This window comes from Streptomyces sp. NPDC091387 (genome assembly GCF_044756945.1).
Lineage (GTDB): Bacteria > Actinomycetota > Actinomycetes > Streptomycetales > Streptomycetaceae > Streptomyces.
Genome location: NZ_JBIVTZ010000004.1, coordinates 1 through 24,384, shown reverse-complemented (window position 1 = coordinate 24,384; position 24,384 = coordinate 1). Strand labels below are relative to the sequence as shown.

Genomic DNA, 24,384 nt, shown 5'->3' with positions numbered 1-24,384 from the left:
GGCACGGGTCGAGCCGAACCGGCGGAGCCGGGCCACTGCGCGTCAACGCGCGTCAAGTCGATTCAGGGAGTGCCGTGGGCGTCAGCCTCAAGGACGTTGCGCAACGGGCGGGCGTATCCATCAAGACCGTGTCGAACGTGGTGAACAACTATCAGCACGTCACACCGAAGATGCGCGCCAAGGTGCAGCAGGCCATCGACGAGCTCGGCTACCGGCCGAACCTCACCGCACGGCATCTGCGCAAGGGCCGCACGGGCATCATCGCCCTCGCCGTCCCCGAGTTCGGCAACCCGTACTTCGCGGAGCTGGCCGGTGAGGTCGTCGACGCGGCCGCCCGGCACGACTACACCGTGCTGGTCGACCACACCGGCGGGCTGCGGGAGAAGGAACTCCTGGTCAGCCAGGGGTTCCGGTCCCACGTGATCGACGGCCTCATCCTCAGCCCCATCCACCTGGAGACCGAGGACCTGATGGCGCGCACCGAGACGGCACCGCTGGTGCTGCTGGGCGAGCGCGAGTACGAGGCACCGTACGACCACATCGCCATCGACAACGTGGCGGCCTCCCGTGAGGCCGTGCGCCACCTCATCGACCAGGGGAACCGGCGGATCGCCTTCCTCGGCTCGCGCACCGGCCGTGAACGGCAGCCGGCCCACCTGCGGCTGCGCGGCTGGCGGGAGGAGCTCGCCGCCGAGGGCATCGCCCCCGACGAGTCGCTGGTCGTGGTCACCGACGGCTACGGCCGCGAGGACGGGGCCACCGCCATGGCCGCCCTCCTGGACCGGGGGGAGCAGCCCGACGCCGTGTTCGCGTACAACGACCTCATCGCCATCGGGGCGATGCGCACCCTCTCCGAACGCGGTCTGCGCATCCCGGAGGACGTCGCCGTCGTGGGGTTCGACGACATCGAGGAGAGCCTCTACGGAGCCACCACGCTGACCACGGTCGCCCCGGACAAGGAGGCCATCGCCCGGCTCGCCGTCGACAGCCTCGTCGAGCGCCTCTCCGGCGACGCGGTGCCCGCACCCCGGCGGCCCCGGCCCGGCTACCGGCTGATCGTCCGGGAATCCACCGTCCGGCCCCCTGCCGAGCAGGCCGGACCGTAGCACCCCGACCGGTATTACCCCGCCCGGCCGTCCGCTCGTCGCAAGGATCTCTGATGCCCCGCCCCACCGTGAACCGCAAACCGTTCGGCGCCCATGGGAGCACGGACGTCGATCTCTGGACGCTCGACTCCGGCACCGGAGTCCGGGCCGAGATCCTCACCTACGGCGGAATCCTGCACCGGCTCACCGTGCCGGACACCGGGGGAGCCCCCGCTTCGGTCGTCCGGTCGCTGGCGGGCCTGGACGACTACACGGGCGGCAACCCGTTCTTCGGCGCCCTCATCGGCCGCTTCGCCAACCGCATCGCGCACGGCCGCTTCACCCTCGACGAGGCGGAGCACCAGGTTCCCGCCACCGACCGGGGACACGCCCTGCACGGCGGGCCCGGCGGCTTCCACACCCGGGTGTGGCAGGCCGTCGGGGAGGCCACCGACACGGCGGCGGCACTCCGCCTCACCCTGAGCAGCCCCGACGGCGACATGGGGTTCCCCGGAGCCCTCGACGTCACCGTCACCTACGCCCTCGACGCGGCCGGCACCCTCGCCCTCGACTACACCGCGACCACGGACCGCCCCACCGTCCTCAACCTCACCAACCACGCCTACTTCGACCTCGCCGCCCGGGGCGACATCCTCGGCCACACCCTCCAGGTGGACGCCGACCGCTATCTCCCCGTCGACGAGGACGGCATCCCCGAGGGCCCGCCCGCGCCGGTGCACGCCACCCCGTTCGACCTCACCACCCCGTGCACCGTCGGGGAACGCATCGCGCTCCCCGACGAACAGCTGCGCAGGGCGGGCGGCTTCGACCACTGCTGGATCCTCCGGGGACCCGGCACGGGTCTGCGCCGGGCCGCCCGCCTCACCGCCCCCGGCGCCGGACGGATCATGGAGGTGTGGACCACCGAACCCGGCATCCAGGTCTACACCGCCAACCAGCTCGACGGCACCCTGGCCGCCCCCGGCGGCGGCCGCCACGACCGCCACAGCGCCGTCTGCCTGGAGACCCAGCACCTGCCCGACTCACCCAACCGGCCGGACCACCCCGGCACCGTGCTGCGCCCGGACGAGGTCTTCCGCAGCCGGACCGAGTTCAGGTTCCCGCACCTCACCGCCGTCACGGTCTGAACCCCCGGCCGCCCCCATGGAACGGCTCGGCCCGCGGACGTCTCGCACTCCGCGGGCCGGGCCTCCTGGTGCGCCGCGCTACTTCAGATACGGACCGGCCGCCCCGACCTTGCCCGGGGCCGCGTTGCTGCCGCCGAGGTCCAGGACGTAGACCCGCAGGTTGCCCTTGCCGGGGGCCGCCACGCTCAGCTTGCCGTCCGACACCACCTGGGTGTCACCGGTGACGGCGTCCTTGTAGGTGCCGTTGGGAATCCCGGAGTAGCCGGCCGCACCCGTGACCGTCACCAGGGCGAAGCTGTCCACTCCGCTCGCCGCGTCGGTGTAGCGCCGCTTGTACGCCATCCGGCCGGTGATGCCCTCGGTGGAGTACTGGCCCATCTGCAGGGCCGGGACGGCACGGCGGATCTCGTTGAGCCGCTGCACGTGCTTGACCAGCGGCTTGCTCAGCGTGCTGGCGACCTCTCCGGTGGCCGAGGAGACCTTGCCGAAGCCGGACGCCTCGACCGTGCCCGCGAGGTGGTCGCCGTAGTAGGCGCGCCCGGTGGTCGCCAGCGGGCAACTGGGCCCGCAGTCGATCTGCTTGCCGGCCTGGAACTCGATCTCCGATCCGTAGTAGAGCGTCGGGATGCCGCGGAAGGTCCACATCAGGGCCATGTTCTCGGCCCAGGCGTCGGTACCGCCCGCATAGCGTTCGCTGCTCTTGTTGGGTCCGTAGTCGTGGCTGTCCACGTAGACGACGTTGTACGTGGCGTCGTTGTAACTGTCGTCCGAGTCCTTGCCGTTGTTGTACGCGTTGTCGGCGTCACCGAAGTTCATGTGCATCCGCATGTCGATGACGTTCATGCCGGAGAACTCGCTGTGGTCCGGCGTGTGGTAGACATTTCCGTTCAGGAAGGCGTTGCTGGAGGTCGGCTGCGCCCCGGTGCCCAGCTTCTCCTCGTAGTCGTACATCTCCAGAGCGGCCTTGGTGTCGTCCGCGTTGTACTCCTTGCGTTCCTTCCAGGTGAAGAACTGCGCCGAGTGGTTGACCGATCCGCGGTTCCACTTGTCGTTGACGAACGCACCCACCTCACCGAAGACGAAGAAGTTCTTCGCGGCCTCGGCGCCGAACTGCTGGGTGACGCGTTCCTGGATCGCGGGCAGGAAGCGGCGGTTCCAGGTGGTGCGCGGAATGTGGACGGCGGTGTCGACGCGGAAGCCGTCGACGCCCATGTCGATGTACTTGTTGTAAGCGCCGATCAGGTAGTTCTGGACCGGCGCCGACTCGGTGTTGAAGTCGGCCAGGTCCTCGTGCAGCCAGCAGGAGCGCGAGTCCTCGCCCTCCCAGTTCCCCAGCCAGCAGTTGTGGTAGTACTCCTTCGGGAACATCCCCGAAGTCGGGTTGGGCCACTGGCAGTTGTAGATCTTGTACCCCTCGACCGAGGTGGATCCGGTGGGCTTGCCCCAGTTGAGGCAGGTGTTGCCCGAGGGCTCCGCGGTGGACCACAGGTCGCCGTTGTAGTACGACTTCCCGGACTTCGTCTCGACGCTCACGCCGTCGTACTCGAAGCCCTCGTTCTTCTCGTCGTAGTACCAGCTCCACTGGTCGTCCCGGACGCCGTAGACGGTCGGGGTGTACAGGCCCTTGGCGCCCCAGCGGGAGGAGTGGTTGTAGACGACGTCCTGGTAGATCTTCATGCCCTTGGCGTGCGCGGCGTTGATCAGGTCCTGGTACGAGGCCCCCGCCGATTCGAGGCGGCCGTCGACCTTGTAGAAGTCGTAGCCGTGATACCCGTGGTAGTCGTAGTCGGACCGGTTCAGCACCACCGGAGTGATCCAGATGGCCGAGAACCCGAGCCCCTTGATGTAGTCGAGCTTGTTGACCAGACCCTTGAAGTCCCCCCGGAACATGGGGTCTTTATTGGCCGCGTTGCCGGACTTCACGTCCTGGCTGCCGCCCCTGTTGTTGCCGGCGTCCCCGTCGTTGAAGCGGGCGGTCAGGACGAAGTAGATCGGGTCCTTGCGCGGGTCGGTGCCCAGTGGCTTGCCCTGTGCGGGCGCCGGCGGTCTGGTGCCCGTGGTCGCCTTCGCGGCGGCAGAGGCCGCCGAGGTGTTGCCGGCCGCGTCGACCGCCTTGACGGTGTAGCTGTAGGCCGTCTTCTCCTCCAGACCGGCGTCGGAGAAGACGGTCGAGCCCACGTCGCTCACCATCACGCCCTCGCTGCCGCCGGTACGCGTGACCTGATATTTCGTCACGCCCCGGTTGTCGGTGGACGGCTCCCAGGTGAGGACGACCGACACTCCGTCCGCGTCGGCCTTCACCGCCTTCGGGGCGGCGGGTGCCTCGGTGTCCGCCGGTTCGGCGGCGCACGGATCCGCGGCGTCCTTGGTCACGGCCCTGTCCTTGACCGTGGAAACACCCGCGTGGAGGGTGTAGTTACCGCCGTTGTTGTTGTCCCAGACCCCGTTCCCGTTGTTGAACGCGGCCTGCATGTTCGTCGCGGTTCCGAGGTCGACCGAACGCTTCACCCAGCCGGTGCAGGCCGCCTCCATGCCGACGCCCGGCACCGCGGTCCAGGAGCCTCCGGCCGGCTGGTAGTGCAGGTTGGTGGTGCTCCAGCCGACGGTCGTGGTCGAGTAGTACACCGATGCGGTGTTCCCCGTACCCGAGGTCGGGGAGGGCGAGGGATCCGGATCGGTCCCGGTGCCGGCGCACGGGTCGCTGTGCGCCACCACCCCGTCCTTGACGGTGATGGTGCCGGTCCCCAGCGCGTAGTTCTTCCCGGAGTTGTTGTCCCAGACCCCGTTCCCGTTGTTGAAGGTGGCGGCCAGGCCCGCCGAACTGCCCAGCGAAACGGTCTTCTTGACCCAGTCCGTGCACGCGGCCTCCATCCGTACGCCGGGCACGGCGGTCCAGGCACCGCCGTCGGGCGCGTAGTGGAGGCTGTACGCGGACCAGTCACGGGTCTTGGTGTAGTAGAAGACCGTCGCCGTGTTCCCGGCAGCCGCCACGGGTACGGCGGAGGAGGAGCCCGCCGGGTCCGGTGCGGCGGTGAGCAGACCCAGCAGCCCGGCCGCGGCCGCCGCCGCTGCCAGGGGCCGTCTGAGCCGCAGGTGGGGGGAGCGTTTCATGTGTCTCTCCAGGGGAGGACGACGGCCTCCCGGGCCGCCGCGGCCAACAGCGGGGTGCCCATCGGGCACCCGCGGGTCCCGCCGGAGAACCCGGACGCGCCTCGGGGTTCGGGCGAGCAGTGCATCCGACAGCAAGGGCTGTCTGAATTTTGCTGCAATCTCTTGCGGTCAGGAAGTTACCTGGGCATGACAGGTACGTAAAGGGTCCGGACAGCGACGGTCGGCCCGTGCTCCGCGGCGCCCGCCGGCCCCTGTGAGGGAATGCCGGACTGCGCCCGGCTGTTGCGGCGTTCATGACCTTCCTTGTGGACGTGACCGTGCGGGGCTACGAACTCGACACGCAGGGCCATCTGAACCAGGCCGTCTATCTCCAGTACGCGGAGCACGCGCGCTGGGAGCTGCTGCGAGCCGCCGGACTGCCCCAGGAGAAGCTGCTGGCCGACGGGGTAGGGCCCGTCGCGCTCGAGGTCACGGTGAAGTTCCTGAAGGAACTGCGGGGCGGCGAGCGGGTGCGGGTCTCCTGCCGGTTCGACTACGGGAAGGGAAAGACCTTCACGGTCGCGCAGCAGATCCTCAAGGAGGACGGCACGGTGGCGGCGGACATCACCGGTGTCGCGGGCGTCCTCGACCTGTCGAGCCGCAGGCTGATCCCTGATCCGGGCGGCCGTCTCGCCTCGCTGGCCAAGGACCCGGAGCTGCTGAGCGGCTGACGGGGATTCGGGAACCGAGTACCGGGCCCTGCCCGGGGCCGCATTCCCCCGACCTCGTCTCCTTGACCTCGTGCTTGCCCGGATCTCTTCACCGGGTGTGGCCCTGGTGCGTAAAGTGCGAGCGGCTCGGGCGCCGTGCGCGCCCGGCAGCCCCGGCCGCGCGGATGGCGCGACCGAGGGGCCGAGCACCGGGGGGTGACGGGGATGACGGACGCGGCGCGTACGGACGGGACCGGGACAGTCGGGACCGGGGACGCCCGGACCGGGGCGGACGGCGCGGGGATCGCGCCGCTGGACCGGCGGGTGTTCGCCGTCGCCGGCGTCGTCTTCGCCCTGCTGATGGCGCTGTCCACGCGCTACGGCTTCCACCGCGACGAGCTGTACTTCCTCGACTCCGCCCGGCACCTCCAGGCGAGCTACGTGGATCAGCCGGCACTGGCGCCGCTGCTGGCCCGGCTCTCGCTGTCGTTGTTCGGCGTCTCGGAGGCGGGTCTGCGGCTGTGGCCCGCGCTGGCCGCCGCCGGCACGGTGGTCGTGGGCGGGCTGACCGCGCGGGAGTTCGGCGGCACGCGGCGGGCGCAGCTGCTCGCCGCGATCGCGACGGGCACCATGCCCGTGCTGCTGAGCAGCGGGCACGTCGCCAACACGACGTCCTACGAGGTGCTGGCCTGGGCGGCGATCGCGTTCACGGTCACGCGGATCGGCCGGACCGGCGACACGCGCTGGTGGCTCGCCGCGGGAGCGCTGGTCGGCATCGGCGCGGAATTCAATCACCTTGCGGCGATCTTCGGGGCCGTCCTGCTGGCCGTGGCCCTGCTCGGTCCGGCCCGCCGGACCCTGGCCGACCGCCGGCTGCTCGCGGGCGCGGCGATCGCCGTGCTGCTCGTGCTGCCCGATCTGTGGTGGCAGGCGCGGCACGGCTGGGCCATGTTCGAGATGACGCGGGCACTGAACGCGGAGCACGGCGGCCCGGGAAACATCGTCACCTGGATCGTGGGGCAGCTCAGCATGTCCTGTCTGGTGATGACGTTGTTGTGGGTGGCGGGCCTGAGGTTCCTGTGGCGGTCCGGCCCACCGCTGTGGCGGTGCCTGACGATCACGTACGCCGTCCTGTTCGTGCTGTTCGCCGTGACGACCGGAGCCCAGGTGTACTACCTGGGCGGGCTGTACGTGTGCCTGCTGGCGGCCGGGGCGGTGGGACTCGACGACTGGCTGCACTCCCGCCCCGAACGGCTGCGCGCCCTGCTGGCCGGAACGGCCGTCTCGGCCACGCTCTCCGCCGTCATCGTGCTGCCGGTGCTGCCGTCCTCGGACGTGGCCTGGACGTACGGCATCAGCGCGACGTCGGGGGAGACCCTGGGCTGGCCCCAACTGGTCGGCACCGTACAGCAGGTGTGGACCGGGCTCCCGTCCGATCAGCGTGCGAACGCGGTGATCTTCGCGGCGGACTACAGCGAGGCCGGCGCCATCAACGAACTGGGCCGGAGCGCCGGACTGCCCACCGCCGCGGGCGCGCAGAACACCGACTGGTGGTGGGGCGCGGGCAACCCGGACGCCACGACCGTGGTGGCCGTCGCCCCCGGCCCCGCGTACGCCCCCGGGTACACCGCCCACCTGCGCCGGTACTTCCGGCACGTCCGCGTGGCCGCCACCCTCGCCACCCCCGGCGGCGTGCACAACATCGAATCGGGAGGGCACGTCTACGTCTGCACCGGCCCCCGCCGCCCCTGGGGTGTGATGTGGCCCGAGCTGCGCAACTACGCGTGACGGCTCACCGCCGGCCCGTGTGCCCGGTCTCCTCGTGTGACCGGCGTCGAGCTACGACGGATCTCGTATTATGGGAACCCCGGACGAAGCGACGATGCGGAGCCACCGTGACCCCTGCCAGTGCCACCGCCCCGGTCGTCGGCGCCCGCACGCTGGCCCACCCGGCACGTGACGAGATCAGGATCGAGTCGGTGCTGCACGCGCTCTCCGACCCGGTGCGGCTGTGCGTGGTGCGTGAACTGGCCGCCGCCGACGAGGAACTCACCTGCTCCCGGTTCGATCTGCCGGTGACCAAGTCCACCAGCACGCACCATTTCCGGGTGCTGCGCGAGAGCGGCATCGTCCAGCAGATCTACCGGGGCACCGCCAAGATGAACGTCCTGCGCCGGGAGGACCTGGAGGCGCTGTTCCCCGGGCTGCTGGACCGTGTGCTGGAAGCCGCGAACGGGCAGGCGGACCGGCTCGGCGAGGGCTGACCGCTCCGGCGAGGGCTGACGGGTTCGCGTAAGCCGGCCGGCTGCCCGCACCAGCGCAGGGCGGGCCCCTACGCGAGGCCGTCGCCCCGGGCCGCGTCCATCAGTCCCGGCCAGTCCGGGATCTTCACGGGCCCGCGGCCGAGCGATCGTCCCAGGGCCGCCTCCGCCCGTTCGATCGACAGCCAGCCGTCCCACTCCACCGGCCGCAGTCCGTACGCCCGCAACACGGCCACCGGATCCGGTGCGGAGGGGCGTCCGGCGAGCAGCGGGGCGTCCGCGGCCAAGGACGCGACCGTCTCCTTGGCGCATGACCGGTTCGATCCGATGACCCCGGTCGGGCCGCGCTTGATCCACCCCGCGACGTACTGTCCGGGCGACGGGGCCCCGTCCCGCAGCACCCGTCCGGCCAGGTGGGGCACCGTCCCGTGCACCGGGTCGAAGGGCAGGCCGGGCAGCGGCATCCCCCGGTAGCCGACCGCCCGCAGGACGAGCTGGGCTTCGATCTCCTCGAACGTGCCGGTGTCCCGCACGCCGCCGCTGCCGTCCGGTGCCGTTCGGGCGAACCGCACACCGGCCACCCGCCCCCGGCGCTCAAGGAGTTCGACCGGGCGCAGGTAGAACCGCAGCCCGAGGGTCCGGGCCGGTGCGCGTCCGGCGCCGGGGGCGTCCGTGGCCCACCCGCGCAGCACGTCGAGGTTCCGCCGCACCATCGCCGGGAGCGCCGGGGCGCCCGGTGCCGTACCGGCGTACGCGGGGTCCAGGACGAGCTCCGCCGGGTCCACGACGATCCGTGCCCCGGGAAGCCCGCCGAGCTCGCGGAGCTCCTTCATCGGGCAGCAGGGGGTGGGTGACCAGGGCCTGGGCGGCGTAGATCCCGCTGGGGCCGGAGCCGACGACGGCAACGCGTTGCACGGCGCACCTCTTCCCGGAGGGTGCCTCCAGCATCGCACCGGCGGGCCCGGCGGGGGGAGAGGTGCGCCGGTGTTTCGTCAGGAGGGCAGCGCGCGCATCCGGCTGATCTCTGTGGTCTGCTGGGCGATGACGTCGTCGGCCATCTCCTCGACCTGGATGTTGTTCCCCTGCGAGAGCACCTCGGTCGCCATGGTGACCGCGCCTTGGTGGTGGGTGATCATGCGCTTGAGGAACAGCTGGTCGAAGGCCTTGCCCTTCGCGGCCCGCAGCTGTTCGAGCTGCTCCGCGGTGGCCATGCCGGGCATCGCGCCGTGGTCGTGGCCGTCGGCCTGCTCCGTCCGGCCGTGGTGGCTGAGCCAGCCCTTCATCGCGCCGATCTCGGGCTGCTGGGACGCGGTGATGCGCTCGGCGAGCCGCTTGACCGCGGCCGAGCCGGAGCGGGAGGGGACGAGACGGGTCAGTACCAGCGCCTGGGAGTGGTGCTGGATCATCATCCGGACGTAGCGGACGTCGGCGGAGTTGGGGGTGTCCGCCCCGGCGGCGGCCTTCGCGGCCTCCGAGGCCGAGAGCGTACGTGCCGGCTCGCCCGGCTTTCCGGGCGCCACGACCGAACCGCCGCCGCCCGCCCGGTCCTTCGCACCGTTGTCACCGCCGCTCCCGTCGCAGCCGGCCGAGGTGAGTACGGCCGCGGTGACGGCGGCAGCGAGGGCGAATCCGCGGAACCATCGGACCTGACGGCGAATCAACAAAGCGACCTCCGTTGAGACATGGTTGGTTTCGCTCTGTCCTAGCACGTCAACGCACAGCTGCGATCAGAAACTTTCATTACGTCTCTGTTGCCATCTGTTGATATGGCCATGGCAAGGACGATACTGCCGGAGTCCGTGAACCGGTCAACCACATTCGGATCCATGGGAGGACGCAGTGACCTCGTTGCACACCACCCCGGTGCGGCGCAGACGTCTGGGCGTGGCGGCGGCCGCCGCCGGGCTCTTCGCCACTCTGCTGATGGCCGGACCCGCGGCCGCGACACCCGGCCCAGGTGACTCGGCCGCGACCCGAACCGAAGTCTCCACCCGCCAGGAGGCGGAGGCGACCGCCGCGATCCGGAGCGGTGAGATACCCGGAGTGGACGAGATCGTCCACAGCGGCAACATCACCCATCTCACCAACGTCCCGAAGGACGCGCTCCAGGGGCTGAACACGGACCTGGCCTTCCAGGGGAAGTACGCCTTCGCCGGGAACTTCGACGGCTTCAGGATCTTCGACATCAGCAACCCGAAGAAGCCGAAGACGGTCGCCCAGGTCCTGTGCCCCGGGTCCCAGAACGACATCTCCGTCTCCGGGAACCTGCTCTTCCTGTCGACCGACTCCTCACGCAGCGACAACTCGTGCGCGAGCACCACCCAGCCCGCCACGGAGAAGTCCTCCTGGGAGGGTATGAAGGTCTTCGACATCAGCGACAAGCGCAACCCGAAGTACGTCGCCGCCGTCGAGACCGCGTGCGGATCGCACACCCACACGATCATCCCCGAGCGCAAGAACGTCTACATCTACGTCTCCTCGTACTCGCCGAGCGAGACGTTCCCCGACTGCCGGCCGCCGCACGACGGGATCTCCGTCATCAAGGTGCCGCGCCAGGCACCCGAGAAGTCCCGCGTCGTGAACTTCCCGGTGCTCTTCCCGGACGGCGGGAACCCGGGCGGCCCCACGAATCCAGGCGTGTCCAAGACCACCGGCTGCCACGACATCACCGTGCTGCCCTCCAAGGATCTGGCCGCCGGCGCGTGCATGGGCGACGGCCTGCTGTTCTCCATCAAGGACCCGGAGAACCCGAAGATCATCGACCGGGTGCAGGACAACGTGAACTTCGCGTTCTGGCACTCGGCGACGTTCAACCAGCGCGCGGACAAGGTCGTCTTCACCGATGAGCTCGGCGGCGGCGGCGCGGCCACCTGCAACGAGGAGATCGGCCCGAAGCGCGGGGCCGACGGCATCTACGACATCGTCGGCAAGGGTGACCACCGCAAGCTGGTCTTCCGCAGCTACTTCAAGATCGACCGCCCGCAGGCCGACACCGAGGTCTGCGTCGCCCACAACGGTTCGATCATCCCGGTCAAGGGCCGTGACCTGATGGTCCAGGCCTGGTACCAGGGCGGAGTCTCGGTGTGGGACTTCACCGACTCGTCGAAGCCGAAGGAGATCGGCTTCTTCGAGCGCGGTCCCGTCACCACGGACGAGGTCACCACGGCCGGCTCGTGGTCGGCGTACTACTACAACGGCTACATCTACTCCAACGACATCGAGAAGGGCTTCGACGTCCTGAGGATCGACGACCGGCGCACCGACCCCGCGAAGCGGGTGCGGACGGACGAGCTGAACGTCCAGACGCAGCCGGACTACTTCGACCGCTGAGCCGACGGCCGGACCGCCGCAGGGCGGGACGGCCCGCCGGCCCTGACTGCCACACGGTCCCGCCGGGGTTCCTCACCCGGCGGGACCGGAGTGCAAGGGGGCCGCACCCCGCGGAGCCCGGCCCACCGGGGTGTTTCAGGCCGCCTCGTACCGGTGCGCCCGCCCGCCCCGCCACTCCACCCACTCGGGGCTGTCCAGAATCCGCTCGGGGTCGTCGAGCCCCGCGCCCTCCAGGAACACGATCACATCGTGGTCGGAGTGCGCGAGGCCGAGTATCTGGACCCGCCCGTCGCGCTGGACGGTGACGCGTCGCCCGCCTGAGGGGGACGGACGGAAGATCACGATCGGGGGAGGAGTCATGCCTCCAGGGTGCGACGCGCCGCAGGCCGCCGCACAGGGAACCGGAAACCCGGCCCCGGGCAGATCAGGGAGGCGCGCGGAGGGCCGAACCGGGCCGCCCCACCGGACAGCACTCAGGCAGCGGACCGGCTGCCGCCGCCCGTGGCCGCGGCCCACTCGACCAGCAGTCGCTGGTACTGCTCCTCGTCCTCCGGGGACAGGCATCCGCCCGAGCGCTGCCACAGTTCGCGAATGTCTTCATTCACCACTGCGGCGGAACGCACGGAACCGGACGGGCACGGAGTCGGGGGCATACCTACCAGGCTAAGGCCCCGATGTGTCTATCAGACCCATTGGGCGCAAGGGACATCTCTCACATGTTCCTCAGGCAACCTCGGGCACCAATCCGAGCTCCCGCAGTCCGTAGGGCCGCTCGGCCAGCGGTGCGTGGTCCACGAACCGCACCTCGCAGCCCAGTGCGGCGGCTCCGGCGTCGGCGTGCCGGTCGTCGCCGACCATCACCACATCCGTCGGACGCTGTCCGAGAAGTGTGCAGGCCGTGTGGAAGAGCTGTGCGTCCGGCTTCTGTGTGCCGTGCTCGAAGGACAGCACATACGCGTCCACGAAGGCGTCCAGGCCGTGCGCCCGGAAGACCGGCCGCAGATCCCACCCGATGTTGCTGACCACGCCGATCCGGACGCCGCTGCCGGCCAGCCCGCCCAGCACTTCGGCCGCGTCCGGATACGGGCACCAGGCCGCCGGGACCCGGTGCCGTTCGTACAGCGCGTCGTACAGCCCGGGATCCGGCAGCGCGACCTGGCGGGCCAGACCGGTGTACGCCGCCCGGTGCCGCTGCGGGCTCTTGTCACGGGAGGCCCAGTCCTCCGCCAGGGCTTCCGGTACCCGCTGCGGGGAGGGCCCGCCCGGCAGGGCACAGGTGGCCTCCAGCTCCCGTGCGTACCGGTCGAAGTCGGACTCCTCCACGCTCACCCCCCGCTCCGCGAGGGCCGCGGCGAGCCAGGACCGGACGGACTCGATCCGGAACAGCGTCCCGGAGAAGTCGAAGAGCACACCCTTGATCGGCATGGCCCCGATCCTTGCCGATGCGGCGACGACGCCGCAAGGACGCCTGTTCAGACGCCCGGCGCAGGCCGTTCGCGCGACTCGCACCGTTCGAATCCCGCCACCGAGAACGCGACCAGCGCGGCCCCCAACAGCCACCCGCCCAGCACATCGGACGGCCAGTGCACCCCCAGATAGAGCCGGGTGACGCCGACCCCGAGCACCGAGACCCATGCCGCCGCCAGGGCCGCCCGCCACATCCGGGGTCCGGCGCCCCGCCGGTGCAGCAGCCACAGCAGCAGGCCGCAGCTCACCGCAGCCGTCATCGCGTGCCCGGAGGGGAACGCCGCGTAGTGGGCGGAGTCCACCGGGTCCGGCCACTGGGGACGCTCCCGGCCGACGGCGGCCTTGATCCCCTGCTGCAACAGGCTGGAGAGCACACTCGTCGCCGCCACCCAGCCCGCGAGCAGCCGGGCGCCGTGCCACCACAGGGCCACCACGGCGACGGCGATCAGCCCGCGCATCGTCCAGGGATCCCACAGCCAGTCCGTCAGCACCCGGTTGACGTGGACGAGGCCGGGCTCGGTCACCGCCCGCCGGTGCAGCGCGTCCGCGACCGTATGGTCCAGGCTCGTCAGCGGGGACCACCGCGCGGCGACCAGGGCCAGCAGTACCAGGAAGAGGGCCGCGCAGACGGTCCCGGTGCGCAGGGTCTGCCGCGAGGCGCGGGTGCGGTCCGGACGGGAGAGGGGCGGGGAGTGGTGCATGGAGGGATCCTCGCCGACGCGAGGCACGTGGGGCCATTCCCGTGCTCCGGTCCCGGAGAGTGTGTCCCGCCGGGCCGGGACGCCGCGCCGCTACCCCAGGGCGCTGATCGCCGGAACGAGCGCGACCAGCAGCGGAATCGCCGGCACGAGCGCGGCCGCCGCGGTCAGCCGCAGCCGGCGTCCCGCGGTGAGCCGCCCCGCAGGCGCCAGCAGCCGGTCGACCCGGAGCGGCACCTGCGCGTCCGGCGTCGGGGACGGGCCGAACACGCCCCGGTCCTCGTTGAGTTCGACCAGCGCCAGGGCGATCGTCAGCCGGCCGAAGCGGCGGGACGCCACATCGTCGGCGGCCAGCTCGACGAGCCGGTGCATCTCGCCGCGGAAGGCCGCGAACACCGGCACCTGCGGAAACCCGGACGCCAGCGCGGAGGAGCAGTTCAGCAGCCAGTCGTGGCGCGCCTTCGCGTGACCCTGTTCGTGCGCGAGCACCGCATCCAGCTGACGGCCCTTCAACCGTCCCAGCGCCGCGGTGGTGATGACCAGTTGGGGTGCCGCACCCGGCAGCCACCAGGCGTCGGGGCGTTCCCCCTCCAGCACCACCAGCCGTTCGCTGCCGGGCTCCTCGCCGGGCATCAGCGGGGAACGCACCAGGAGTTCGGCACGCCGCTGCCTGCGCCGCTGCTGCGCCCGGCGGATCTCCCGGGTCAGCATCGCGGCCGTCCACACACCCCCCAGTGCCAGCAGCACCGCCATCACCGCCGACCAGGGCCCGTACGCGGCAAGGGCGTAGGCGTCGACCACGGCGTGCGGCGCGGGGGCGAAGACATGGCCGCGCACCGCCTGCCAGGCCGCGGCCGCGCTGAACGTCATGGACAGGGCGAAGGAGAGCAGAACACCGGCCACCACGCACTGCCATACCCACAGCGCCACGACGGGCTCGCGCTCCGGCCATTCGGCCCGCGCCATCAGCCGCGGGGCCACGACGGCGGCCAGTGCACCGAGCAGCAGCAGCGCGAGGGAGACCAACATGGCGTCACCTTATGAGGGGCACGGCACGCACGGGTATGGCTGCGCCCGCCAAGTGACGTACGCCACGGTTTGACGGGCCCGCTGTCTCACAGGGTGAGCAGCATCGCGAACATCGATATCCCCATGGTCAGACGGCAGGCCAGCGCCAGCTCCGGCCTGTTCGCCCAGCCCGCCGACGGCGGTCCGCCCGCCACGATCCCGCCACCGGCCGTCGTCGCGGCCACCGGGATCAGCCGGGCGCCCGAACGCAGTACGTAGGCGGCGTAGTAGGCGAGGAGCAGTCCGGTCAGCAGGGGGGCGCCCCCGGCCGCGGCCATGGTGTGCGATCCGTGACCGCCGTGCGCCGCTCCGCCGGGACCCGCCATCACGACGGCCATGTAGACCATCGCCGACGAGCCGACCAGATGGTGCAGATGGTGACCGCTGCGGCGGGAGAACCAGAGGGCGCGCAACGCGGCGACCCCGAACAGCGCCGCGTACACGGCCCATCCCCACGCGGGCGGGGCGACGACGGCCGCGGGCACCGCCATGGCGGCCATGCCGAAGCCCATCAGCGCCTCCGCACGCGCCGTCCTGCGCTCCTCCGCGGTCCCGCCGCGGGTACGCAGCAGGCAGTACGCGCCCGTCAGCGCGCACAACGCCATCAGCAGCCAGCCGGACACCGCCGGTCCATGCACAGCAGACCTCCCCCGGGCGAACGACATCGCCGTCGTCTAGTCGATGCCCGGGGCCGGACGTCTGTACGCGGCGCACTGGAGTACTGGGGGAGCGCGCGACGGGGGTGTATGGCGATGCGCGGGGTGCGAGCGGCCCGGATGTCAGGGCCGGAAGCGCAGCGGATGGTCCTCGGGCACCTCGACGACGGCGATGCGGACCCCGTCCGGATCGGAGATCCACATCTCGTCGAGCCCCCAGGGCTCACGTCTCGGAGCCCGCAGCACCTCCACACCGCGGGCCGACACCTCCTCGTACGCCGCCCGCACATCGGCCACCTGGAGCCACAGCAGCAGCCCGGGAGCCGGTGGCGCGTCAGCGCGGCCGGACACTTCCAGGAAGCCGCCGCCCAGGAAGTAGACCGTCCCCCGCTCCGGACCGGTGCCGAACTCCCGGTAGACGGGCAGCCCGAGTGACTCCCCGTAGAAGACACGTGACCGTTCGGGATCCGTGGGGTGCAACAGGATCCGGCTGCTCAGCACATGAACCATGGTCCGGAGCGTAGGCCGTGCCGCAGAGCTACGCTGCTGCGGCACGGCCACAGCAGAGAATCGGAGAGCCCCCTCATGGAAACCGCCCCGCCCCGGGATTCGGAAGAGCTGACCTTCCGCGACGCGACCGACACGGATGTCCCCGCACTCGTGGAGCTCATCCAGTCCGCGTACCGCGGTGACTCCAGCCGCGCGGGATGGACCACGGAGGCGGACATCCTGCAGGGCCGGCGGACCGACCCGCAGGGGGTCCGCGCGGTGGTGGAGGCCCCCGGCAGCAGGATGCTCGTGGTGGAGCGCGACGGCGTACCGGTCGCCTGCTGCCAGCTCGAGCACCGGGGTGAGGCCGCCTACTTCGGAATGTTCGCGGTCCGTCCCTCGCTCCAGGGCGGGGGCCTGGGCAAGGTGATCATCGCCGAGGCCGAGCGCACGGTCCGGGAGGGCTGGGGTGTGCGGGAGATGCACATGACCGTGATCTCGGTCCGGGAGGATCTGATCGCCTGGTACGAGCGGCGCGGCTACCGCCGTACGGGAAAGATGAGCCCGTTCCCGTACGGCGACGAGCGCTTCGGTATCCCGCAGCGCGACGATCTCGCCTTCGAACTGCTGGTCAAGGACCTGCCGACGGGCTGAGAAGCGGCTATGCGGTGAACCGGCCCGCGCGGCGGATCTCCGGGAAGTCGGTGGTCGCGCCGTCGAGCCCGAGCCCCCGGGCGAGCCGCAGGTGGTCCTGGGTGTTGACCACCCAGCCGACCACCGTCAGCCCTTCCGCGTGCGCCTTCTCGACCAGCTCCAGGGTGATGCGCCGGACGTTGAGCACCAGCCGGGTGGCGCCCACCGCCTTCGCGCGGTCCACCAGGTCGCCGCCCCAGCGGCTGGCGACGAGCGCCGTGCGCACCCCGGGCACCAGCTGCGCGATCTCGGCGATCGCCTCGTCATGGAACGAGATCACCTCGACCCGGTCGACGAGATCGCGCCGCCGCATCACCTCCGCCAGCGTGCGGGCGGCGGCCACGTCCTTGATCTCCGCCTGCAACGGGGATGCCACGGCGTCGAGGACCTCCTCGAAGACCGGCACCCGCTCGCCCCGGCCGGCGTCGAGCTCGCGCAGCTCGGTCAGGGTCTTCTCCGCGATCGGGCCCTTGCCGTCGGTCGTACGGTCCACTTCGGCGTCGTGCATGACGGCGAGGGCGCCGTCCTTGCTCAGGTGAAGGTCCAGTTCGATGAGGTCCATCCCCGCCTGCTCGGCGTGGACGAACGAACGCAGGGTGTTCTCCGGTTCGACACCCATCACCCCGCGGTGACCGATGGTGAGAAAAGACAAGGCACTCTCGCTTCCGTCGACGGCGTCTCCCCGTGTGCCGCTCCTACCCACGCGGCACCACGGCATGACCGCGATTCGACACCCTGGCGTCCCGTCGCGGCGAGCGGCGCGGCCGGGCGGGCGAGCGGCGCGCCGTGCCCCTGGACATCGGCTGCGCCGAGCAGGAACCCGGTGATGACGGCTGCGACGAGGACGGCACGGATGCTCACGCGGCGGTTCTCCGGAGGGGTACGGGAAGAGCTGACGCCGTCCGTCCTATCGGCCGCGGCGCGCGCCCCGCTAGCTGCGTCACTCGTGTGTGGGCGTGTCTCGCACGGGGTTGCCGGGCGGCCGTGCGAAGCCGGGTGAGCGCCCAGCCCCTCCGGGGCCCCTCATGACCGGCGGCCCAATGAAGCGACTGCCGCACCGTTCCACGACAGGAAAAAACGCGGTGACCATGGGGTCGGACAGGATAATTTCCAGGGCTCCACTTGTCTCGGAGAACCACAGACGGATACGGTTACTTGACGCGAGGTTCTCCTGTGGAGGAAGTGTTATGACGGAAATTCTTGTGCACGACGCCGCAGCCGACGGCATAACTGCCGCTCAGCGGGTGATCGAGCACCCGGCCTGGCCCGCGCTCAAGGATGCCGTGGAGGAGATCCGTCCCTGGCAGTCGAAGGACGGCTCCATCGACTTCGACGCCGAGGGCGCACCCGCCCCGGCGGTCGCCGAGGCGACGCTGGACCGGGTGACCGCCGCGGTCGAGCAGCTCTCCCCGCTGCTCCCGCACGACGCCGCCTACCACCGGGCCCTCGTCGCGGACCTGCGCCGCTGGGCGGCCGACGGCTTCGGTGTCCCGGACTTCCTCGACTCGCTGCTCGCCTTCCAGCCGGCCAAGGAGCGCGCCGACGGGCTGCAGCACCTGGTCGTCTTCGCGATGTACACGCAGAACGGCAACCCCGACCGCAACCTCGAGGCGGTCGTGCTCCGGATGGTCTGGCCCGAGTGGCTCGCCGACCTGGAGGCGACCCGTTACGACAACCCGCTGTTCTGCGGGATCACCTTCGAGGACTTCACCTCCGGGTACGACACCAACTCCGCGGTGCTCTTCCCGGAGACCATCGCCGTGCGCGAGGCCCCCGAGCGCTTCAGCTGGGGCGGCATCTTCTGCGACCGGGAGGCCGCCCGCTTCCGCCGGGTCACCGAGGCGTCCGTCGAGCTCCTCGGCGTCGAGCTGCCCGACGACATCCGCGAGATGGTCGGCGACCAGCAGCGCTGCGAGCAGGCCTTCGTGCTCTGGGACATGGTCCACGACCGCACCCACAGCCACGGTGACCTGCCGTTCGACCCGTTCATGATCAAGCAGCGCCAGCCGTTCTGGATGTACGGCCTCGAAGAGCTGCGCTGCGACCTCACCGCCTTCCGGGAGGCCGTGAAGCTGGAGGCCGACGGCTTCGGCCAGGGCCGCGACGTCCAGTACGCCGTGCTGTTCGACCGGATGTTCCGCTTCCCGGTCACCGGCGAGCGCGTCCGCAACTACGACGGTCTCGGCGGCCAGCTCCTCTTCGCCTACCTCCACAAGCACGATGTCGTGCGCTGGACCGACAACACCCTGAAGATCGACTGGGAGCTGGCCCCGCAGATCACCAACCAGCTCTGCGGCGAGATCGAGAAGCTCTACCGCGACGGCATCGACCGCCCCAAGCTCGTCCACTGGTTCGCCGCGTACGACCTGGTCGCCGAGTATCTGGCGCCGCACCCCGGCTCCCGCTGGGCCAAGGGCCCCGACGCCCTGGACCTCTCCCAGCCGCCCCGCAAACTCGTCGACGACGTGCTTCCGGACGAGTTTCCCCTCAGCATGTTCTATGAGGCGCTCTCCAAGAAACTGAAGAACGTGATCGCCTCCACCAAGGGGATCACCGCCGCGGACGCCGGGCAGGCGGCCGCGTGAGCGCACGGAGCGAGGAGACGGTGACCATGAACACAAACGGCAGGAGCAGCGGGAGCGGTGCGCTCGAAGGGGCCGTGGTCGCCGTGGCGGGGGCGGCCGGACCGGCCGGCCGGGCCACGCTGCTCCGGCTCGCGGAGGCGGGCGCGATCGTCGTCGCCTCGGACGCGAACGCCGCCCGGCTCGCCGAGGCGGTGGACGCGGCCCGCTATGCCCACGGCGGCGCCACCGTCACCGGGGACACCGTGGACCTGCTCGACCTCGGCGCCGCCCATGAGTGGGCCGACAGGACGGAGAAGGAGTTCGGCCGGATCGACGGGCTCGTCCACCTCGTGGGCGGCTGGCGCGGAAGCGCCGGCTTCGCCGAGACGGACCTCGCCGACTGGACGCTGCTGGAGAAGCTGCTGATCCGGACCGTCCAGCACACCTCGCTGGCCTTCCAGGGTGGCCTGCAGCGCAGCGACCGCGGTCGCTACCTGCTGATCAGCGCGGCCGGCGCGAGCAAGCCCACCGCGGGCAACGCCGCGTACGCGGCGTCGAAGGCGGCGGCAGAGGCCTGGACCCTCGCGCTCGCCGACGCCTTCCGCAAGGCGGGGGGCGAGGACGCCCCCCGGAGCGCGGCTGCGATCCTGGTCGTGAAGGCACTGGTGCACGACGCGATGCGCGCCGAGCGCCCGAATGCGAAGTTCGCGGGCTTCACCGACGTCAAGGAGCTGGCCGATGCCATCGCCGGCGTCTGGGACCGGCCTGCCCCGGAAGTGAACGGAAAGCGCCTGTGGCTGACCCCGCAACCGTAAGGACCGACGCGCGTCGTCATCACGACCCGCAGGTACGCGGCTTCGCCAGTGACAACTACGCGGGAACCCACCCGGAGATCCTGGCGGCCCTCGCCCTCGCCAACGGCGGACATCAGATCGCCTACGGCGAGGACGAGTACACCGGTCATCTCCAGCGCGTGATGCACAGCCACTTCGGCCCCACCGCCGAAGCCTTTCCCGTGTTCAACGGAACCGGCGCCAACGTGGTCTCGCTCCAGGCGATGACCGACCGCTGGGGCGCCGTCATCTGCGCGGAATCCGCCCACATCAACGTGGACGAGGGTGGCGCCCCGGAGCGGGTCGGCGGCCTCAAGCTGCTCACGGTGCCCACCGAGGACGGCAAGCTCACACCCGAGCTCATCGACCGGCAGGCGTACGGCTGGGACGACGAGCACCGCGCCATGCCGCAGGTCGTCTCGATCACCCAGAACACCGAGCTCGGCACGGTCTACACACCCGGCGAGATCCGCGCCATCTGCGAGCACGCCCACGGGCACGGCATGAAGGTCCACCTCGACGGGGCACGGATAGCCAATGCCGCGGCCTCCCTGGACGTACCGATGCGCACCTTCACCAACACCGTGGGCGTGGACGTGCTCTCCTTCGGCGGCACGAAGAACGGGGCGATCTTCGGCGAGGCCGTCGTGGTCCTGAACCCCGATGCAGTCCGCGCCATGAAGCATCTGCGCAAGCTGTCGATGCAGCTCGCCTCCAAGATGCGCTTCGTCTCCGTGCAACTGGAGGCACTGCTCGCCGGCGACCTCTGGCTGCGCAACGCCCGGCACGCCAACGCCATGGCCCAGCGGCTCGCCGAGGGGGTCCGCGCGGTGGACGGTGTGGAGATCCTCCACGCCGTCCAGGCCAACGCCGTCTTCGCGCGACTGCCGCACGCGGTGAGCGAGCGGCTGCAGAAGCGCTTCCGCTTCTACTTCTGGGACGAGAAGGCCGGGGACGTCCGCTGGATGTGCGCCTTCGACACCACGGAGGACGACGTCGACGCGTTCGTCCTCGCGCTCAAGGAAGAGATGGCAGCCCAGTAAGCATTGCATGAATATGCGGCTGACCGGAAAGTCATTGACTTCCGGTCGGCCGCATACCTACGCTCGGCGGCCATGGAGCTGATTCAGCAGGTCCCCGGAAGCGCCGCCTACCTCGCTGCCGACGAGGCGATGGACCACGGGCACCCGCTGGTCCGGGAGACAGCCACGCACCTGCGTTCCGTAACCGAAGACGCATATGCATACGCGGCTGCCGCCTTCGACTTCGTACGCGACAGCATCACGCACTCCGCCGACTCGGGGGACATGCGGGTCACCTGGCGCGCCTCGGACGTCCTGGCGACCCGCAACGGCATCTGCCACGCCAAATCCCACGCCCTGGCCGCCCTGCTGCGCGCGGAGGGCATCCCGGCAGCCCTCTGCTACCAGCGGCTCGCCGACGACAACGGGGACCCGGGGCCCGTGCACGGCCTGATCGCGCTGCGCCTTCCCGGCCGGGACCGCTGGGACCGTCAGGACCCGAGAGGCAACCGGCCGGGCGTCGACGCGCGGTTCTCACTGGATGAGGAGCACCTGGCCTGGCCCGTCCGGCCGGAGTTCGACGAAACGGACTACCCGGAGCTCTATGCGGCACCGCACCCGCTGGTTCTGCGCGGCCTGCGGGCCGCAGCCGACCGAGCCCAGCTCTGGCACACGCTTCCGGCGGCACTCTGATCAGTGAGCGGCACGCAGGCGGGGAACACCCGGCCGGAGTGACGTTTCAGCCGTGGCCACGCCCCGGTCGCTGTCAGCCCCGCTCGCGGACCTCGGCGGGGGTCGGAGCCGTACCGCCGAGGTGAGCGGGCACCCACCAGGTGTCGCTCGCGTCCCTCGGACGCACCGGGTAGGCGCGCTGAGCGGCTTCGAGGAGCTCCTGCACCCGCTCCCGCAGCCGGCGGGTGATCGCGCCCGCGTACTGGTCGGTGGGGGCCTCCACCGGCTCGCCGACGCGGATCGTCACCGGGATGTGGCTGCGCCTGAAGTTGCGCGGGCGGCCCTTGGTCCACAGCCGCTGGGTTCCCCACAGCGCCATCGGGATCAGTGGCACCCCGGCCTCCTGGGCCAGCCGGGCGGCACCCGACTTGAAGTTCTTCAGCGTGAACGACTCCGAGATCGTCGCCTCGGGGAACACACCGACGATCTCGCCCGAGCGCAGTGAGGCGAGGGCGTGCGCATACGCGTCCTCGCCCTGCTTGCGGTCGACGGGAATGTGCTTCATGCCACGCATCAGCGGTCCGGAGACCCTGTGCCGGAAGACCGATTCCTTCGCCATGAAGCGGACGAGCCGCTTCTGCGGCAGCGTCGCCAGCCCGGTGAAGATGAAGTCCAGATAGCTGATGTGATTGCTGACCAGAACCGCGCCACCAGTCTTCGGGATGTGCTCCGAACCCTGGGTGTCGATCTTCAGGTCGAGCGCCTTGAAAAACGTACGAGCGGCGCCGATGACCGGCCGATAGACGAGTTCTGCCATCTGGGGGAGACCCTTCTTCAGCGCCTGGGGAGGGTCCTCCCGGCGGAAGTTACGCAGCCGTAGGTTTTCGGCATTGGGCCGATCGTGCCCCATGCGCGTCGCGGTGGCCAGTCTCGGCGGGCGCGGGGCGCGAGATTCTCGTCACGTGGAACAACCGGGAATGTCCCGGCGGACGCGGACGCTGACTCTTTGGGCAGAGCTCTGACAGGAGGCCGGAAGTGGACGGGCAGGCACAGATGAACAGGCTGGATATCGCCCAACTCGGCGTGGAACTGGGGGAGCGGGCGACTCTCGTCCAGTTCTCCAGCGCGTTCTGCCAGCCCTGCCGGGCCACCCGGCGCACGCTCGACGAGGTGGTGGGAATGGTCGACGGAGTCGTCCACGTGGAGATCGACGCCGAGGCGCATCTCACTCTCGTGCGCGCGCTCGACATCAGCAGAACGCCGACCGTTCTGGTGCTCGACGCCTCGGGCCGGATCGTCCGACGGGCTGTCGGGCAGCCACGCACCGTCGATGTCGTGGCCGCACTGGGGCTGGCGATATGACGGACCGTGACGCATCTCCCACCTTGTGGGACGGTCTTGACTGCACCCACCATGCATCGTCAGTCTGACGCTATGCCGCCAGTACTCCTTCTCTACGGCCGGGTCCACGTCGACCTCGCCCGCTGTGCGAGTGCGCGCTGTCCGGACGCCTGAGCATCCACGGCCCCGTACCCCGACGCGCAGAAGGACGGCATCTCCCATGACGGCATCACCCGAGCTCGGCAACGCCCGGACGGCATCCCCGGACCTCCTCCGCTCCGTGTTCCGGCAGCACGCGGCCGGAGTCGCCGTGATCACCGCCGCCGGTGACCAGCCGGTCGGCTTCACGGCCACCTCCCTCAACTCCGTGGCCGCCGAGCCACCCCTCATCTCCTTCGGCGTGGGTACCTCGTCCTCCAGCTGGCCGGTCGTCGCGGAGGCGGAGCACATCGGAGTCCACATACTCGGCGAACACCAGCAGGAGCTGGCCGCCACCTTCGCCCGCAGCGGTGCCGACCGCTTCGGTCCGTCCACCTACTGGCGCAGCGGGCCGGAAGGCGTCCCGGTGCTCGATGGCGTGCTGGCGTGGCTGGTCTGCCGGGTCGTGGCGCGGATCCCGGCGGGGGACCACCGGATCGTGATCGCCCAGGCGGTGGTCGGGGACCCGGCCGGCTCCGGGCGGCCGCTGGTCTACCACCAGGGGCGGTTCACGGCTCTGCGAGACTGAGAACCCCTTGGTGGCACGGGGCGGGGCGGCGTTGGACAGATCACAGTTCAGAGCGCTTGCCTATGGGGCAGGTACTGGGTGTACTGGCGAGTAATATTACGGTCGGAGCGTCGGTCGCACCGACCGGAAATCGCCCCATCAGGCGCCTATGCTGCGTGCAACAAGGCAGCCCGGAAATGACGATGCAGTAGGAGAGCCGGCGTGAGCTTGAGGATCGTTGTCTGTGTGAAGTACGTGCCCGACGCGACCGGTGACCGGCATTTCGCCGATGACCTGACGTTGGATCGTGAGGATGTCGACGGGCTGTTGTCGGAGCTGGATGAGTACGCGGTCGAGCAGGCGTTGCAGATCGCGGACGGGGTCGATGGCGCGGAGGTCACCGTGTTGACGGTGGGTCCGGAGGATGCCAAGGACGCGTTGCGCAAGGCGTTGTCGATGGGTGCGGACAAGGCTGTTCACGTCGAGGACGACGATCTGCACGGCACGGATGCGATCGGTACGTCGTTGGTGCTGGCGAAGGCGGTCGAGAA

At 70.5% G+C, this 24,384-nt stretch carries 25 protein-coding genes and 1 pseudogene; 14 read left to right on the top strand and 12 right to left on the bottom strand.

Translation table 11 applies throughout. The annotated features are described in order from the left end of the window. The first annotated feature begins 74 nt into the window (after positions 1 to 74). The gene (locus ACIQM0_RS09525) at positions 75 to 1,106 is read left to right on the top strand and encodes a LacI family DNA-binding transcriptional regulator (RefSeq protein ID WP_401285178.1); all 1,032 of its coding nucleotides are present in this window, start codon (positions 75 to 77) and stop codon (positions 1,104 to 1,106) included. 53 nt (positions 1,107 to 1,159) lie between these two features. Next, the gene (locus ACIQM0_RS09520) at positions 1,160 to 2,233 is read left to right on the top strand and encodes an aldose epimerase family protein (RefSeq protein ID WP_401285175.1); all 1,074 of its coding nucleotides are present in this window, start codon (positions 1,160 to 1,162) and stop codon (positions 2,231 to 2,233) included. Positions 2,234 to 2,311: 78 nt separating this feature from the next. Here ACIQM0_RS09520 and ACIQM0_RS09515 read toward each other — a convergent pair whose 3' ends face one another. Continuing rightward, positions 2,312 to 5,344 carry a carbohydrate binding domain-containing protein gene (locus tag ACIQM0_RS09515; RefSeq protein WP_401285172.1) on the bottom strand — a complete coding sequence of 1,011 codons (3,033 nt, stop codon included), beginning with the start codon at positions 5,342 to 5,344 and terminating at the stop codon, positions 2,312 to 2,314. Between the two features lie 293 nt (positions 5,345 to 5,637). Here ACIQM0_RS09515 and ACIQM0_RS09510 point away from each other — a divergent pair, with 293 nt between their 5' ends. The 3 genes from ACIQM0_RS09510 (at position 5,638) to ACIQM0_RS09500 (ending at position 8,297) form a co-directional block, all read left to right on the top strand. Then, positions 5,638 to 6,054, top strand: a complete 417-nt coding sequence (locus ACIQM0_RS09510) for an acyl-CoA thioesterase (protein ID WP_401285169.1) — start codon at positions 5,638 to 5,640, stop codon at positions 6,052 to 6,054. Between the two features lie 204 nt (positions 6,055 to 6,258). Then, positions 6,259 to 7,821: an ArnT family glycosyltransferase gene (locus ACIQM0_RS09505; protein WP_401285166.1), complete on the top strand. Its 1,563-nt coding sequence runs from the start codon at positions 6,259 to 6,261 to the stop codon at positions 7,819 to 7,821. A 107-nt stretch (positions 7,822 to 7,928) separates the two neighbouring features. Then, on the top strand, positions 7,929 to 8,297 hold the full coding sequence (locus tag ACIQM0_RS09500) for an ArsR/SmtB family transcription factor (RefSeq protein ID WP_401285163.1): 369 nt from the start codon (positions 7,929 to 7,931) through the stop codon (positions 8,295 to 8,297). A 68-nt stretch (positions 8,298 to 8,365) separates the two neighbouring features. Here ACIQM0_RS09500 and ACIQM0_RS09495 read toward each other — a convergent pair. Both ACIQM0_RS09495 and ACIQM0_RS09490 read right to left on the bottom strand, forming a co-directional pair. After that, positions 8,366 to 9,124 (bottom strand): annotated as a pseudogene (locus tag ACIQM0_RS09495) (NADP oxidoreductase); the annotation flags it as partial. Between the two features lie 162 nt (positions 9,125 to 9,286). Beyond that, complete coding sequence (locus tag ACIQM0_RS09490) at positions 9,287 to 9,952, bottom strand: DUF305 domain-containing protein (protein WP_401285788.1); 666 nt, start codon at positions 9,950 to 9,952, stop codon at positions 9,287 to 9,289. A 181-nt stretch (positions 9,953 to 10,133) separates the two neighbouring features. Here ACIQM0_RS09490 and ACIQM0_RS09485 point away from each other — a divergent pair, with 181 nt between their 5' ends. After that, positions 10,134 to 11,624: an LVIVD repeat-containing protein gene (locus ACIQM0_RS09485; protein ID WP_401285161.1), complete on the top strand. Its 1,491-nt coding sequence runs from the start codon at positions 10,134 to 10,136 to the stop codon at positions 11,622 to 11,624. 135 nt (positions 11,625 to 11,759) lie between these two features. Here ACIQM0_RS09485 and ACIQM0_RS09480 read toward each other — a convergent pair whose 3' ends face one another. From ACIQM0_RS09480 to ACIQM0_RS09450, 7 genes are all read right to left on the bottom strand, one after another. Then, on the bottom strand, positions 11,760 to 11,984 hold the full coding sequence (locus ACIQM0_RS09480; RefSeq protein WP_073736035.1) for a hypothetical protein: 225 nt from the start codon (positions 11,982 to 11,984) through the stop codon (positions 11,760 to 11,762). Positions 11,985 to 12,097: 113 nt separating this feature from the next. Continuing rightward, positions 12,098 to 12,277 carry a hypothetical protein gene (locus ACIQM0_RS09475; RefSeq protein WP_401285158.1) on the bottom strand — a complete coding sequence of 60 codons (180 nt, stop codon included), beginning with the start codon at positions 12,275 to 12,277 and terminating at the stop codon, positions 12,098 to 12,100. A gap of 70 nt (positions 12,278 to 12,347) precedes the next feature. Beyond that, positions 12,348 to 13,049, bottom strand: coding sequence for an HAD family hydrolase (locus tag ACIQM0_RS09470; protein ID WP_401285155.1), 702 nt, complete (start codon positions 13,047 to 13,049; stop codon positions 12,348 to 12,350). 47 nt (positions 13,050 to 13,096) lie between these two features. Next, positions 13,097 to 13,792: a phosphatase PAP2 family protein gene (locus tag ACIQM0_RS09465; protein ID WP_401285152.1), complete on the bottom strand. Its 696-nt coding sequence runs from the start codon at positions 13,790 to 13,792 to the stop codon at positions 13,097 to 13,099. A gap of 90 nt (positions 13,793 to 13,882) precedes the next feature. After that, positions 13,883 to 14,818, bottom strand: a complete 936-nt coding sequence (locus ACIQM0_RS09460) for a M56 family metallopeptidase (protein ID WP_401285149.1) — start codon at positions 14,816 to 14,818, stop codon at positions 13,883 to 13,885. Between the two features lie 86 nt (positions 14,819 to 14,904). Continuing rightward, positions 14,905 to 15,495, bottom strand: a complete 591-nt coding sequence (locus ACIQM0_RS09455; RefSeq protein ID WP_401285147.1) for a DUF5134 domain-containing protein — start codon at positions 15,493 to 15,495, stop codon at positions 14,905 to 14,907. Between the two features lie 141 nt (positions 15,496 to 15,636). Further along, positions 15,637 to 16,023 (bottom strand): VOC family protein, encoded by a 387-nt coding sequence (locus ACIQM0_RS09450; protein ID WP_385035068.1) that lies wholly within the window; start codon positions 16,021 to 16,023, stop codon positions 15,637 to 15,639. A gap of 75 nt (positions 16,024 to 16,098) precedes the next feature. Here ACIQM0_RS09450 and ACIQM0_RS09445 point away from each other — a divergent pair, with 75 nt between their 5' ends. Continuing rightward, positions 16,099 to 16,656, top strand: coding sequence for a GNAT family N-acetyltransferase (locus ACIQM0_RS09445; protein WP_401285143.1), 558 nt, complete (start codon positions 16,099 to 16,101; stop codon positions 16,654 to 16,656). A gap of 7 nt (positions 16,657 to 16,663) precedes the next feature. Here the strand turns inward: ACIQM0_RS09445 and ACIQM0_RS09440 are convergent, their stop codons facing one another. Then, positions 16,664 to 17,347, bottom strand: a complete 684-nt coding sequence (locus ACIQM0_RS09440; protein WP_385035064.1) for a glycerophosphodiester phosphodiesterase — start codon at positions 17,345 to 17,347, stop codon at positions 16,664 to 16,666. A 535-nt stretch (positions 17,348 to 17,882) separates the two neighbouring features. Between ACIQM0_RS09440 and ACIQM0_RS09435 the strand changes: the two genes are divergently transcribed. From ACIQM0_RS09435 to ACIQM0_RS09420, 4 genes are all read left to right on the top strand, one after another. Further along, on the top strand, positions 17,883 to 19,280 hold the full coding sequence (locus ACIQM0_RS09435; RefSeq protein ID WP_401285141.1) for a DUF6421 family protein: 1,398 nt from the start codon (positions 17,883 to 17,885) through the stop codon (positions 19,278 to 19,280). Between the two features lie 26 nt (positions 19,281 to 19,306). Further along, positions 19,307 to 20,074: an SDR family NAD(P)-dependent oxidoreductase gene (locus tag ACIQM0_RS09430; RefSeq protein ID WP_401285138.1), complete on the top strand. Its 768-nt coding sequence runs from the start codon at positions 19,307 to 19,309 to the stop codon at positions 20,072 to 20,074. Next, entirely contained in the window at positions 20,053 to 21,135 is a 1,083-nt protein-coding gene (locus ACIQM0_RS09425; RefSeq protein WP_385035060.1) for a threonine aldolase family protein, read from the top strand. The genes ACIQM0_RS09430 and ACIQM0_RS09425 overlap by 22 nt, the downstream gene beginning before the upstream one ends. Before the next feature lie 72 nt (positions 21,136 to 21,207). Then, positions 21,208 to 21,807 (top strand): transglutaminase family protein, encoded by a 600-nt coding sequence (locus ACIQM0_RS09420; protein ID WP_401285135.1) that lies wholly within the window; start codon positions 21,208 to 21,210, stop codon positions 21,805 to 21,807. A 73-nt stretch (positions 21,808 to 21,880) separates the two neighbouring features. On the opposite strand, the gene ACIQM0_RS09415 is transcribed toward ACIQM0_RS09420, so the two are convergent. Next, a complete protein-coding gene (locus ACIQM0_RS09415) occupies positions 21,881 to 22,603 on the bottom strand; it encodes a lysophospholipid acyltransferase family protein (RefSeq protein ID WP_363029897.1) in 723 nt (240 codons plus the stop codon). A gap of 236 nt (positions 22,604 to 22,839) precedes the next feature. Between ACIQM0_RS09415 and ACIQM0_RS09410 the strand changes: the two genes are divergently transcribed. The 3 genes from ACIQM0_RS09410 to ACIQM0_RS09400 form a co-directional block, all read left to right on the top strand. Further along, entirely contained in the window at positions 22,840 to 23,148 is a 309-nt protein-coding gene (locus ACIQM0_RS09410) for a TlpA family protein disulfide reductase (protein ID WP_401285787.1), read from the top strand. 199 nt (positions 23,149 to 23,347) lie between these two features. Then, positions 23,348 to 23,854, top strand: a complete 507-nt coding sequence (locus ACIQM0_RS09405) for a flavin reductase family protein (protein ID WP_401285132.1) — start codon at positions 23,348 to 23,350, stop codon at positions 23,852 to 23,854. A gap of 201 nt (positions 23,855 to 24,055) precedes the next feature. Further along, positions 24,056 to 24,384, top strand: a 329-nt coding sequence (locus ACIQM0_RS09400; protein ID WP_401285130.1) for an electron transfer flavoprotein subunit beta/FixA family protein, incomplete at its 3' end; no start/stop codon positions are given.